The 14,612-nt window shown below is 46.3% G+C and carries 8 protein-coding genes; 2 read left to right on the top strand and 6 right to left on the bottom strand.

Annotated features, from left to right (window positions below; translation table 11 throughout):
- Positions 1-28 precede the first annotated feature (28 nt).
- Positions 29-1,450: a tetratricopeptide repeat protein gene (locus ONT08_RS03600; protein WP_117586468.1), complete on the top strand. Its 1,422-nt coding sequence runs from the start codon at positions 29-31 to the stop codon at positions 1,448-1,450.
- 194 nt (positions 1,451-1,644) lie between these two features.
- Here the strand turns inward: ONT08_RS03600 and ONT08_RS03605 are convergent, their stop codons facing one another.
- Positions 1,645-1,812, bottom strand: coding sequence for a 4Fe-4S binding protein (locus ONT08_RS03605; protein WP_022120089.1), 168 nt, complete (start codon positions 1,810-1,812; stop codon positions 1,645-1,647).
- Between the two features lie 223 nt (positions 1,813-2,035).
- Between ONT08_RS03605 and ONT08_RS03610 the strand changes: the two genes are divergently transcribed.
- On the top strand, positions 2,036-2,782 hold the full coding sequence (locus tag ONT08_RS03610; protein WP_117586469.1) for a porin family protein: 747 nt from the start codon (positions 2,036-2,038) through the stop codon (positions 2,780-2,782).
- An 82-nt stretch (positions 2,783-2,864) separates the two neighbouring features.
- Here ONT08_RS03610 and ONT08_RS03615 read toward each other — a convergent pair whose 3' ends face one another.
- From ONT08_RS03615 to ONT08_RS03635, 5 genes are all read right to left on the bottom strand, one after another.
- Positions 2,865-5,000 carry a family 43 glycosylhydrolase gene (locus ONT08_RS03615; RefSeq protein ID WP_264959260.1) on the bottom strand — a complete coding sequence of 712 codons (2,136 nt, stop codon included), beginning with the start codon at positions 4,998-5,000 and terminating at the stop codon, positions 2,865-2,867.
- 118 nt (positions 5,001-5,118) lie between these two features.
- A complete protein-coding gene (locus ONT08_RS03620; RefSeq protein WP_264959562.1) occupies positions 5,119-7,482 on the bottom strand; it encodes a glycoside hydrolase family 95 protein in 2,364 nt (787 codons plus the stop codon).
- Between the two features lie 165 nt (positions 7,483-7,647).
- Complete coding sequence (locus tag ONT08_RS03625; RefSeq protein WP_437183617.1) at positions 7,648-10,608, bottom strand: family 43 glycosylhydrolase; 2,961 nt, start codon at positions 10,606-10,608, stop codon at positions 7,648-7,650.
- Positions 10,609-10,783: 175 nt separating this feature from the next.
- Positions 10,784-13,168 (bottom strand): glycoside hydrolase family 127 protein, encoded by a 2,385-nt coding sequence (locus tag ONT08_RS03630; RefSeq protein WP_264959261.1) that lies wholly within the window; start codon positions 13,166-13,168, stop codon positions 10,784-10,786.
- Between the two features lie 100 nt (positions 13,169-13,268).
- The gene (locus ONT08_RS03635) at positions 13,269-14,600 is read right to left on the bottom strand and encodes a glycoside hydrolase family 43 protein (protein ID WP_437183623.1); all 1,332 of its coding nucleotides are present in this window, start codon (positions 14,598-14,600) and stop codon (positions 13,269-13,271) included.
- Positions 14,601-14,612 lie beyond the last annotated feature (12 nt).

Below are 14,612 nucleotides of genomic sequence, written 5' to 3' on the forward strand. Positions count from 1 at the left end.
AAAGAGACGCATATAAAAAAGTAGAATTATGAAAGCAATTAAATATTTAGTAGCAGGTTTGCTCGTCATGGGTTTGGCAGCACCTGCAATGGCACAGGATGTCAACTATAAGGACATGCTGAAACCTATAGAGACTACATTAAAGGCTGGTAACGCTGATCCTAAGGCTTTTGCCAAGGAAATCAAGGGATACCAGAAGGAATTCAAAAAGGATCCTAAGGCATTGGTTGCTTTGGGTAACCTTCTTGCAATGAACAAGAACTATGATCAGGCTAACGCTGTTGCTGATGCTGTCATCGCTAAGTTCAAGAACTATGGTGACGCCTACATTCTGAAAGGCGACATCTATGCAATGCAGGACAATGGTGGTGAGGCTGCTACATGGTATGGTCAGTGTATGACAATGGATCCTAAGAATCCTCAGGGATATATCAGCTATTCTAACGTTTACCGTAAAATTGACCCACAGGCTAGTGCGGAAGCTTTGAACAAGCTGAGAGAAATCAACCCTAACTATCCTATCGAGGCAGAAGCTGGTCACAACTTCTTCAGCGCTGGCAACTACGAGAAGGCTTATGAGTATTTCTCAAAGGCTAAGCCAAACACACTTGAAGAGTATACTCAGTACGAATATGCTTTCACTGCTTATATCGTTGGAAAGAAGGAAGAAAGTTTGAGCCTTTGCGAAAGTGGTATCCAGAAGTTCCCTAAGGATGCAGCTATGCAGGTTTTGGCTATGCGCGCTGCTGTTGACGTAAAGAACTTTGAATCTGCTCTCAAGCATGCAAACATCGTAATGAACACCGATTCTATCAAGAAGAATGCTAGTATCATTTCTTATTACGGTTTGGCTTTGGCTGGCAACAAACAGTATAATGAGGCTATTGCTCAGTACCAGAAGGCATTGGAGATGAAGGCTGACGACCCTAAGCCATTGCAGTATATCTCTGAGGCTTACAAGGAGTTGGGCGATGAAGACAAGGCATTGGAGTACAACCAGCAGTACATGGATAAGAATCCAAATGCTGCTCCTACAGACTTCATGAAGCTTGCTGAAATCTATGTAAACAAGGCTAAGAAAGATCCAGCTAAGAAGGTTGAGAATATCGACAAGGCTATCGGCGTATACGCTAAGTTGGCAGAGAAATATCCTACATTGAAGCCATTTGCAAAACTTCAAGAGGGTAACACAGCTTTCCAGAATGAGTTGGACGACAAGGCTATTGCTGCTTATACAGAAGTAATCAATGAGCTGGAAGCAAAGCAGTGTGATGAAGATGAGCTCAGCTACCTGAAGACATCTTACCAGTATATGGGCTTCATCTATACCTACGACAAGCAGGACTTCGATACAGCTAAGCCATACTGGGATAAGCTTCTGAAGCTTGATCCACAGAACAAGTTGGCTAACGATGCTTACGAGAAGGCAGGTCTCAAGCCAGGTGAATAAGCATAACATTAACTACAACATATTGGGGATTGCATCAGTTATTGATGCAATCCCCTTTTCGTTTCTATGATTTATACTATGAGTTAAAAAGATAGAAAGGTAAACAAATCTATAAACAACGGAAAACGAAAAGAGCGATTTCCAAGGAAACCGCTCTCAATGTTTTATGTAACTAAAAGTATCTACCTTATAGATTAAGGAAGACTGATTGCCTCGTTAGGGCAAACATCAGCACAAGTGCCACACTCTGTGCAGAGGTCTGGGTTGATTGAATACTTATCGCCCTCAGAGATTGCACCTGATGGACACTCATCAATACATGTACCGCAAGCGATACAATCGTCACCAATTACGTATGCCATAATTATTAATGTTTAAATGTTTATAATGTTTTTGTATAATATGCTTTTAATTTGTCTTACTTCATAACATCAGGTATATTACCTAATAATTATGGTGCAAAGATAATAATAATTTCTGAAATACCTACAATTAGGTATAAGAATTTTCAAGAATTAGATTAATTTATACATAATCGAAATAAAACGGAAAGCAATATGAAGAGGAATATTCCGTTATAAATATATGAAACAGAAACTATTGACATTCATCATAAGCCTTGCCATCACAATCCAGGCTGGCGCACAGGAAAGAACGGTAGAAAACCGTCCTTATACCGATTTGCGCCCATTCCACTTCGGTGTATTAGTAGGCACCCACTTCCAGGATATAGAATTCCAGAATGCAGGACCGGTGACTTATCTTGATGCTGACGGCATTGAGCAGCAAAGCTGTGTAACAGTAGACCAGGACAGATGGGATACTGGATTTACAGTAGGTGTACTAGGAGAATTCCGTCTCAACACCTACTTCCAGCTACGCATAGCACCAGCCATGTATTTCGGTACCCGACATCTCTCCTTCTACAACATGCTGGAAAAAGATGGAGCCGGTAATCCGATCCAACAGAAACAGGAGATGAAGACGGCTTACATTTCCAGTGCCCTCGATCTGATATTTGCAGCACAGAGATTCAACAATCACCGCCCATACATCATGGCAGGAATCAACCCGATGATGAATCTGAACAGCAAGAACGAAGATTATATCAAACTGAAGAAAACAGATCTGTTTCTGGAGTTGGGATTGGGGTGTGATTTCTATCTGCCTTATTTCAAACTTCGCCCTGAATTGAAATTCATGTATGGAATAACAGATACATACGATAAGAATCACATCAAAAACATAAAAGACAAGAGTACACTCCCATATACACTATCAGCCAAGTCAGCACATAGCAAAATAATAGCACTTACATTCTATTTCGAATAATCGAACAATATCACATAAGAAAAAGAGGCAGACTCCCCACAGCGAGAGTCTGCCTCTTCTAATTTATAAAGAACAGATATCTTTACTCAACAACTTCCCAACCGAAAACACACCCGTTCTTCATTCCGGCGTCAGTTCCCTGGAAATCTGCAGAATAAGGGCTTCCATCTATTGGATTTTTACCTACATAACGCTGAGTCTTCAGAGAAAGCAGCATGCAGCGGTTATAAAGCATATCCTGCCATACAAACTCCTCTGCCTTGGAAGAGTCGGAAGTCAGACGAACATCACCAGATAAACCAGCACCAGCAATATAAACATATCGTCCGTCAGCCGTCTTCAAAGCAATCTTTCCCTTACCTCTATCCTCCACAACAAACTTCACCTGATTTCTCATGTCGTTTCGGTTACTAGAATTATGCACTACCCCATGTCCGGTAGCATCCATTAAACTTCCATCAGCGAGATTAGAGAATCTTATGGTCTTGCCTATAGGCAGATTGGCAGTTCTGTCTGCCATCGGCTCTTCCACCTTGAAATCATCAAAATCAGCCACACCGCCATTCACATTTTTCTTATTGAAGGCATAAAGTGCCACACGTACACCCTGGAAGGTCTTCAACTGATAAGGTGAAAGCATCTGCTCACCGATATTCTCCCAGTTCATACCATCCAGAGAATAGGAATATTGCAACTGGCTCTTGTCATAATCACCCCAAAGGCGAAGCCAAACTACCTTTTTATCCAATGGTTTAACCACCTCCTTGCTGGTATTCTGGTCATAGCATCTCAATACCAAGCCCTTATCCGTCTTTACGACTCCCAAGGAAGCGTATGGCGTATTGATGGCTCCTAGTCCAGCCTCATCACCTACCTTCAAGCGGGAAGCATCCAACTTTACAGATGTATAGGAAACAGGTCCGATGGCACGCTGGGTAAGCGAGTTCTTTGCCCAAAGCAGTTGCTTTGCAGACATGGAATGCAGACGAAGCCAGCCCTTTCGCTCCTTATTCAGCGACCACATCTTGTCATTCGGATTATGATTCCATTGCCAAACCGGTTTAAAAGTTTTACCCGAGAAATCATCACATCTGTCGTATGGAGCCTGTGGTGTCTTTACCATATCATTCGGTTTGAACCAGGTACGAGGAGAGCGTCCCAGGTTCTTCTCCAATCCGAAGTAAGGCCAGCCGTCAACCCAAGTGATAGGGGACAGGCACACCGTTCTTCCCACGGCATTGAAGTCCTGCATCGAAACGCCCCACCATTTTCCGTCAGGAGCCTGCACGATGCCACCCTGATGAATGGTAGCACATCCCAGGTTCAGACCATTAGGCTTGTTGTTCTGGAATTTGAAACCATCTTCCGGCAAAGGCCGACCGATTCCCATGTTACCTACGCTCCATCCAGCAGCATAACCATACGATTCACGCTCGCTAATTACGCAGGTTTCATAAGGTCCCCAGATACTCTTACTTCGGGCACACTGCATACGGCCCATCGGTGAATAATCTGCAGAGAGGATATAGTACATACCATTGATTTTATAAATATGATGTCCCTCACCCATCGCATTGCCTTCCGGAATCACCACCTTGCTGCTGCCCTCTACCGGACCGCTCAAATCAGGCTTCAACTCCGTAACGGTCACGTTGCCATACTTGTGCACGGCATAAATCTTGCCATCCTCATCGAAGAGCACAGAGAGGTCGTAGATATCGCCATTAACTTTATGATGCGTCCAAGGCCCCTTGGCACTGTCCGAGATATACACCTGCAATCCATGTCCGTTGATATTAGAGAAGATATAGAACTTTCCGTTGTGATAGCGGATGGCAGGTGCCCAGATACCCTGTCCGTAAGCCTCCTTGCCATTGCGGAGATTAAAATCATCAGAATCATCAAAGCGGTCGAAGCAATAGGAAGAGAACTCCCAATTTACGAGATCCTTGGAATGGAGAACCACCAGTCCCGGCACACTGTGCATCGTGGTACCCGCCAGATAGTAATCCTCCCCTACTCTGATAATATCAGGGTCAGAAAACTCATCATAAAACAAAGGGTTTGTAAAGGTACCATTACCATTATCTGCCGACCAAGACTTCCCTTTCAAAGTCTGTGTCAGAACATTCTTGGCTGCAGATTTTTTCTGCGCCGCAGCTCCCAAAGAACCGTTCAAAAAAGCGATGCAGCAGGTTGCAAATAATAATTTCTTCATTCTCATTTATAGGTCTAAAAGATTATTATAAAAAATATTGCCACAAAAGTACGAATAATTATCCAACCAGAGGTGGACAAAATGATACTTTTATGGCAACAAATGTAATTTTAGGACATTATTTAATCAGATAAGTCCTTCCTGGTTCTGTTTCCAAGTCATATTCATATACGTCAGGAATAGGAACCTTCACTCCTTCTGCTATCCGATGCTGTTCCACTACAGGTTTCACTTCTGCAGATGCAAAAAGAATATTTGGACATTTTCCTTCTGCCTTCTTCAGCTTTTTCGCCTTCAGCGGTACGTATGAGCGAAGACGCAGGATGCCTCCGATGGTGGAACGAATCTTCGCCTTCATCAGTCTGCCATTCTTCCAGTCCATATCCACCACAAAGCCGCCACGGGCACGAAGTCCCTTTACGCTTCCTTCTTTCCAGGCATCAGGCAAGGCTGGCAAGAGATGCACGGCTCCATCATGACTCTGCAGGAGCATTTCGGCGATACCGGCTGTTACTCCGAAGTTGCCGTCAATCTGGAATGGTGGATGGGCATCGAAGAGATTCGGATAGGTTCTGCCATCAGGATATTCCTTTGCCTGCGCATCAGATGGCAACAGACGAAGCATATTGCTGATGATTCTGAAAGCATGATTACCATCGAGCATGCGTGCCCAGAAATTCGTCTTCCAACCCAGACTCCAGCCCGTAGCCTGGTCGCCACGATGCTTCAGAGTGGTGGCGGCGGCATGGAACAGTTCCGGATGAGAGAAAGGAGAAATCTGATTGGATGGATACAATCCATAGAGATGCGAGATATGGCGATGCTCATTCTTCGGATCATCCGCATCCACGAGCCACTCCTGCAACTGTCCGTACTTTCCTATCTGCATCGGCGGAATCTGCGAAACCAGCTGCTGCATCTCCTTGCGCTCAGCCTCATCAACACCTAATATTTCAGAAGCCTTCACGGCACTGGTCAAGGCATCGAAGGCTATCTGGTTATCCATCGTGCAACCAGCCGTTACGGCAGTTTTCTTTCCTTTAGGTCCTTGTTCCGGACTCACCGACGGCACGGTTACCTTCCATTCTGTGCCTGGCAACTTCTGCATATAGTCGAGATAGAACTCAGCAGCACCCTTTATCACCGGATACCACTGCTTGAGGAAAGCCTTGTCGCCCGTATAGAGATAATGCTGCCAGAGATGGGTAGTGAGCCAGGCTCCGCCATTCGGAAACATGCCCCACTGCGCACCGTCCACCGGACCTGCTATGCGCCAGATATCGGTGTTATGATGTGCCATCCAGCCACGACAACCATACATTTCCCTAGCCGTCTGTGCTCCCGTTACGCTCAAATCCTTAATCAGCGAATACAGAGGTTCCGTGGTGTTACCGAGATTCGTTACCTCAGCAGGCCAGTAGTTCATCTCCGTATTGATGTTGATGGTATATTTACTGTCCCAAGGTGCATTTTTGCTGTCGTTCCAAACGCCCTGCAGGTTTGCCGCCTGTCCACCAGGCTGGGAAGAGGAGATGAGCAGATAGCGACCATAGTTATACATCAGCGCTACCATCGCCATATCCTTGCTGCCCGCAAATTTCTCCAGGCGTTGGTTGGTAGGCAACGAAGCATTGATATCGGTTGGCAAAATCAGAGAAGAAGTAGCGAACTGCTTCTGGTAAGCCTCCACATGGCGTTTCTCCAACTGTGCATAACTCATCAGTTTCACCTTATTTATATAGTCGGCATTGCGCTGGGCTGCATTGCCCGACACATCGTGATAGTTCACAAAATTAGTGGCAGCACTCACGATGATGGTTGCCTCGGTGCCATCCGTCCTTACATCAGCCACACATTCGGCAGTGAGAGCCGCCTTGATGCCTTCCTGGTCTTGTCCCTTCACCTTCAGCATAACCCCTGAAGGCGTTTTCTGAGTCTGATGTTCAAAAGGCGAATCCAGGGTAACATCGATATTCAGGGCACCCTTTCTACTCGCCTTGATGTGGCAAACAATGACGCCATCAGCCAGCGAAGCAAAGGTAGTACGAGTATATCTTACGCCATCCATCACGAAAGAAGTCGTGGCAATCGCCCTCTTCAAATCCAAGTCGCGCACAAACTGCTCAGCCTTTCCCAGATTATTCATGGCGATATGCAGATTTGCCATCGGCAGGAAGCGCATGCCATGAGGTCCAGGGATGAAAGTCTGGTTGATGAGAGCAGCCGCCCCCTCTTCCCTGCCATTGAAGATGAGTTCCCTCACCTTTGGCAGATTCTCCAGGGATTTCTTACTATTGTTGTTATAAGGACCGCCACTCCAGAAAGTCTCCTCATTCAACTGGATATTCTCATCCGTGGTTCCGCCATACACCATACCTCCCAGATGAGAGTTTCCGATAGGCAGAGCCTCCAGCCACTGCTGGGCAGGGGCATTATACCAAAGTCGAGTACTATTGTCTGTGCAACTTGCCTTAGCCATCATCTCTACCGGAAACAATAGTCCCAAGACCCAAGCCCCCAAAATCATCTTATTTCTGTTCATAAAATCAGCATTGATTAGTAATTAAAAACGGCACAAAGATAAGAAAACTTTTTGATTTTCCATCACTTTGTGCCGTTAAAATTAAAAATATCTCAAACTTTAAACCTATTTTCTTTTAGAATACTCAAAAGAATCTACATCTATATATCCTCCGGTAGCCTTTGTTGCATAGTTATAGATGGCGATACGGGTTCCCATAAAGAAGCGGCGATAATCATACTGCATCTTGAAATCCTTGATGGCAGGAATCCAGGTCTTGCCGTCTATACTATATAATAAGGTGGCGAGATCCTGATGAAGATGGAAATCGCAACTCATCTTCAGATAGATGATGCTTGATTTCGTTGCCTTATCCTGCTTCAGATTCAAAGGCTGGCGATACACCTCCTCACGCTTCACACCGGTCACCGCCTTTTCCTTTTCAGTCAAAGCTACACTCTCCTTGGTTCCCACCACAAAGAGTTTCTTGCCTTCCTTTACGATAGAAAGCAGGGCCGCATCACCCTGGAAGGCTGACAGACCAGCCACATCGCCATCTTTCATCTTGCTCACATCCATCTTGATGATTCCCTCGCAGGTTGGTCCTTCGGTACGAGTACTGATGGTATTTGGAGCCAGGAAGATGTTAGGAACAATACGGGATGTCTTCAGGCGGAGCCAGCCCTTGCGCTCTGTGAGCGACCAGGCATTATCCACAGGATTGTGGTTCCACTGCCACTGCAGTTCCAGTTTATCCTTCGAGAAATCGTCGCTATACACGAGTCCCTTGCCACCGTAGCCCAGCACAGGCTTCTGCATTTCGGCAGGAATATTTCCCTTCTCATCGGTCAGCATAGGCCATCCGTCCTTCCAGGTACATGGCTCCAGCGTGAGCACTCTGCCCACACCACCACGGTCTTGGAATACGATGCCATACCAGTTGCCATCCTTATCATCTACAATCGTACCTTGTCCTACGCCATTGAATCCGGCAAACTCCGTTTCCAGAATCACCTTCTTTTCGTAAGGGCCCTGAATGTGATCTGCACGATAACAAACCTCACGACGAGGATGTCCCTGTGGCCACGAAATCATCAGGAGATAATACTTGCCGTTGTGCTTGATCATGCGGGAGCCTTCGAGCAAACCCGTTTCATCAGCATCACGCTCAAAGAGTTTACGATGGCTGCCCGGCACCACTTCCGTCAGGTCGGCATTCAGCTGCACCATCTCTCCCGTTCCATAAACCACGTATGCTTTATCGTCGTCATCGAAGAAGAGAGCGGCATCATGGAAATGCTGCAAACGGCTGTGGATAGTCCATTTGCCTTCGATATCATCGGCTGTACAGATATAAGTCTCTCCACCGGGATTATCATTCGGAGCAAAGAGCGCATAGAACTTGCCACGATGATACTGCAGCGAAGTAGCCCACTGACCACGACCATACACCGTACCCTCCTTCATGTCATACTTAGGCGAATCGGTAAGTTTAGGGAAGATATAGTTCACGGTTTCCCAGTTCACCAGATCCTTCGATTTCATGATAGGCGCACCCGGCATCAGATGCATGGTGGTGCTCACCATATAGAAGCTGTCGCCCACACGGATTACATCCACATCAGGCACATCAGCCCAAACCACAGGATTGGCGAAATTCTTCTCAAACTTCCACCAGTCGAAATTGAAGAGTTTACTTCCCTTCAATCCCTTGAACACGAAGTATATATCATGCTTTCCTGTCACTTTCTTTAGCATTTGCGCAGAGAAAGTCTTCCACTTTTCCCAGCCACCCGTCTTGGTAACATCAAGTTTTGCCACCAGTTCGCCATCTTCCTTATCGAGATGAACCTCCAGCGAACCTCCAAGCGAAGAGCACGCTGCAGAGATGGCAAATGCATCCGGACTCTCATTTCCGAAATCCACCTCACGTACCTTGATATAATCACCTGTATGGATTTCTGAGATATAAACACCCGTATCATCGGTCTGCTCCGACTTCACTCCCTTAGAGAAAGCGATGGTTTCAGCCTCCTGACGCTTGTAAGGATTGAGGGTTGCGATAGGAGCTACTCCTTCCTCAGTATGGTGGATAATTGGGAATGTGCCGTCGGCATTATATTTGAATTCTTCCACAGCCACACTGCGTCCGAATCCGCCACCCAGTTTACCCGTATGATAGAAGAAATAAGACTTGCCCTTGAAGTCGCTCACACCGCAATGGTTAGTAAAGGAACCCGTATCTTCCAATGGCATGATTTCGCCCATATACTTCCATGGTCCGAAAGGCTTCTTACTCATGGAATAAGCAATGTGCTCAGGCACTCCACCTGCAGCATAAAGCATATAATAGTTCTTGCCACGCTTCATGAACCAAGGTCCCTCTGTGTAGCAATCTTTATATTTTCGGGTAGAATCACGCTTCTCCACGTCAGGCGAGCCGAATCCCTCCTCAGTCATCACGATTCTGCCCACTTCACGCTTTTCATCAACAGCTGCCTTAGCATCTATACCACCCTTGAAGCTGATCATATCTTTATTCAGTTTGGCATAGTAAAGATGTGGATTACCCCAATAGAGATAAGCCTGACCATCCTCGTCCATCCAAACCGTTGGGTCGATATTGTCCCAACTTCCATTATCGAAAAGCGGTTTTCCCAGCGCATCCTTGAACGGACCGGTAGGAGAATCAGCCACAGCTACGCCGATAGCCATTCCGCCCGTCAGTTTAGAGTGCGCACAGATATACCAGTAATACTTACCATTACGTTCGATGGTCTGTGCTGCCCAGGCACGGTCGTCTGCCCAGGAAAAAGAACTGAGGTCGAGCGGAGAACCATGGTCTGTCCAGTTCACCATATCCTTGGTGGAATACACACGCCATTCGTTCATCCAGAAAAAGTCAGCCTTATCTTCATCATGACCGGTATATACATAGAGACGGTCTCCGACAACCAGAGGTGCTGGGTCGGTAGTTAACTGTGTTTGCACGATTGGGTTCTGTGCATAGGTAGCACCCTGCATGGCAAGCAGCCATGCGCTTATCAGTAACGGCTTTCTGAGAGCCAAGTTTTTCGTTGTATTCATCATTATGATTGTTTATTCGTTTAACGCTGCAAAATTACGAAAAAACAATCATAATGACTTTATCGAATGTTTCAAAAACTTTATTAAGTTTATCTTACTACACAAACTCTATTGGTGATTGATGCACTTGTCTCATTCTTGAGTAGAATATATGCTAACATATACTTTTCTACAATTAATGCTTCACAAGTCTCACACCATAAATCTGTCCAACTTGCTTGCCCTTATGAGCCACAAACTTCACTCTTATTTCCTTCTTGCCCTTAACAAACTCTGAAGGAATGGCATAATCAACGGTCTTAAACTGTGTGGTGCGCCAGCGATGACTGTTGTTCACGCTGCAAAGCAACTTGTCGTTGACATAAATATCAAACTCACTTGTACGCCATTCATCCTGTCCCCAGAACTTGAGCTGAAGGCTAAGATTAGTCTCTCCCTTGGTCTGCATCAGATAGCTGAAATAATGGCCATCCTTTGCATCACGGAAGAAGATACCCTCTGTATTACCCTTGTTCGAATCATCTGTCTCCATACGATGGTCGGTCTCTGGCTGCTGTTCTCCAGGGTTCACCTTATCCACGGTTCTAGCCTCCAAAGCCTGACGGGCTTTTTCCTCATCAGCCAACTTCTGCATATAAGCCTTGTAATCATTCTCGCCTAGTGCCAACCAATACATCATATATCGAGAATCATGAATCTCGAAGAAAGGCTGTAGTTCACCATCGATGGTATTCTCCATGTGGGTGGCAAGTTTAAAGTGCAATGGCTTGGCAGGAACTGGCTTCAGGTTTTTGGCAATGTCGTCGAGATGTTTCGGCAACAGAATAGGAGCCTCGTCAAGAGCCAGTTTCTTTCCACCGGCATACTGTCCGAAACGGCTGTCATCGGCAATGAGTCCACGCATATCCTCCGTTCCCGTCTTCATGCCTAGCAGGATAGGACCATACATGATTGCCACATACTGAGACACATTGATCATCGGTTTGATGTAAGCGTGCATAGGCATAGAAATCTTTACCTGGTCACCCTTCTTCCATTTGCGCTTCATACAGACAAATCCATTCTCCTCATAGCTATCGGCATCAAAACCAACACCCTTCACTTTGAAGTTTTCACACCAGGATGGCTTACGGACTTTCAGGATGAAAGTTCCCTTACCCTTGGCTACTTCTACGACAGATGTTTCAGCATACGGGAAAGCGGTCTGCTGACGAATCACCATCTTTCTATCCTTCCAATTCAACTCGGAAGCCACGAAGAGATTCACATAGAGCGCATCATCCTCCGCCTTCACACCCTTATCGTGCGTCCAGACAAACTGTCCATACTTTCCGTGGTCTTCCATACCTGTTCCCACGCAGCACCACATCGCCTCATTAGGAGCAGAATAGTTGCGATAATGGCGAGGACGGGCGGAAGTGAAATAGACATAGCCTCCATGTTGAGGATGCTGGGCAGAGAGGATATGGTTGAACATCGCAGTCTCGTAAAAGTCGCCATACATGCCATCAGGCTTCACTCGGTTCAAATTCTCAGTAAGCTTCAGCATATTATACGTATTGCAAGACTCCGGTCCATCGATGTCGTTGATATAGTCGATGCAATTTTCCTTAGTCGGGAAGTGTTCACGCCTGCTGTTACCTCCAAAAGCCAGCGAACGCTGACGTGTCACAATTTCCCAGAAATACTCGCTGGCATTGTGATATTGCACATCATGAGCCAACTCAGCGATGCGCTGATAGCCGATAACCTTTGGAATCTGCGTATTGGCATGCATATTGTCAAGGCAGTCCTTGCCGTTTTCCAGAGGAACGAGCAACATTCTGTGGGAGAAGCGGCGGGCACAATCCAGATATTTCTGCTCTCCGGTAATAGCGTATGCATCAGCAAGCACCTCGTTCATGCCTCCATGCTCGTTACCGAGCATTTTCTCCATCTGTCCGTCGTTCAGATCACGCGTAATGTCCACAGCCCAATCACAGAACTTCAGAAACAGATTCTTTGCCTGTTCATTGCCGCAATAGAGCCATGCATCACGAAGACCTGCATACATCTTATGAATGTTATAGAAAGGTGCCCATATTCCGAAATAAGGTCCGAAATCTCCTTTACTGAAAGCCGTCCACATCTTGGCACTGTTCGGAACACCACCGATATAGTTATGGCACCAGGCTTCATGGCGCTGATTGTTGGCATCAAGCACCAGCTGGAGTTCGGATATCATATATTCCATGCGCTTGCGGCATTCCTCATTGCCTGTGGCTGCATTGATGGCAAGAGCCGACAGATAATGTCCACCCACATGTCCGTCCAGTCCATCCCAGTTGGGATAAGAAGGTTTGCGAGGCTGCAAGCCAGCCTCCTTGCGATAAGGGGCCAGCATACGGTCGCAATCATATTTCAGGAGCACCTGCACGTTCAAGTCGCGAGCATGCTTCAATGGTCCGTCAAGAAGGGTGATGTCGCCCAGCGGGAACTCATCCTTATAAAGTTTATCTTGCGCCACAACACCCAAGGCAGGCGCAATGCTCAGCAGAGCAATCATTAGTTGTTTCTTCATAATTTGATATTATTTTAAATTCTTAATAAAAGTGTATATGCGGACAATTACATTTAGCTTATAACTTTCAATGAAAAAACACTTCTTTTAATGTTTCTTCTTACTCACTAAACTTCCACCAATCCAGGAAGAAGAGGTTCTGCTTCTGGATGTCGCCTCCCTTGAAAACGAAGTAGAGGTCGTGAACACCCTTTACCTTCTTCACCCGGGTAGAGAATGTTTTGTATTCGTCCTTGGTGTTGCTGATATCCACCTTGCCGATGCACTGGCCGTTTACCCCATCAAGACGGATTTCGATGCTGCCGCCCAACATGTGGCAAGAGGCAGAAACCTCAAACTTACCTGCACCCTTCCTGAAGTCAACACCCTTCACGAGGATATACTTTCCCTCATCAACATTCGTAACCACCTGGTTCCATCTGTCCTTCTGCGCCCATTCGTTCTTAGGCTGCGTCTTCAATCCATAGCCCCAAGCCATCGTCTCAGCCTCAACCTGGCGATAAGGGTTGAACCATTCTATCTGCTCCAACTTGCAATCCTGGAAGTATGGCAACTCCTGGATGGTTCCGTCAGGATTGTATGTCATCTCGGCCGCAGAAACAGAACGCTGCTCGGCATGACGCCCCGTCTTCAAACGGAAGATGTCATAATTCAAGCCGAAGCAATAGCTCTTGCCTTTATAGTCGATGATGCCCGGATGATTGCCACGAGTACGAGGCGTATGGTTCATGATATGTCCCTTATATTCCCACGGTCCGAGCGGATTCTTGCTCATCGCATAACCGATGCCCTCAGGACAGCAGGTAGAAGCATAAGCCAGATAATAATTGCCATTGCGCTTCCAGAACCAAGGACCTTCCTGATAATCCTGAATCTTCTGGAAGTGCATGATGGAATCAGAATAAGAAATCATGTCTTCGTTCAGTTTCACTGCCTTCAACTCCGGGTTGCCCCAATACATGTAAGCCTGGTTATCATCATCAATCCATACAGTAGGGTCGATGTCGAACCAGTCGCCCTCCCATGCCAGAGGTTTTCCGATAGGATCCTTAAACGGTCCGTATGGATTATCAGCTACCAGCACTCCGATGCCATGACCATGGATAGGACAATACATATACCATTTGCCATTGCGCTCGATGACCTGCTCTGCCCAGGCACCATTCTCGCCCTTGAACCACTTGAAGTCTTTCAATGAAGCCACGGCACCGCGGTCTTGCCAGTTTACCATATCCGTTGAGGTGTAGAGCAGCCAGTCTTTCATCAGGAAGCCCTCAGCCCCATCCTCATCGTGGGTGGTATAGAGATAAACCGTATCGTTGTGCACATAAGGTGCAGGATCGGCTGTGTACTTGGTCTGGATGATTGGCAAGTTGATGTTCTGTGCTGTTGCAGCAGTTCCCATGCCAGCCAAAAGCAGGGATAAAATCATTCTGTATCTAGT

It is taken from the genome of Segatella copri, from assembly GCF_026015465.1.
In the GTDB taxonomy this organism is placed as follows: Bacteria; Bacteroidota; Bacteroidia; order Bacteroidales; family Bacteroidaceae; genus Prevotella; species Prevotella copri_E.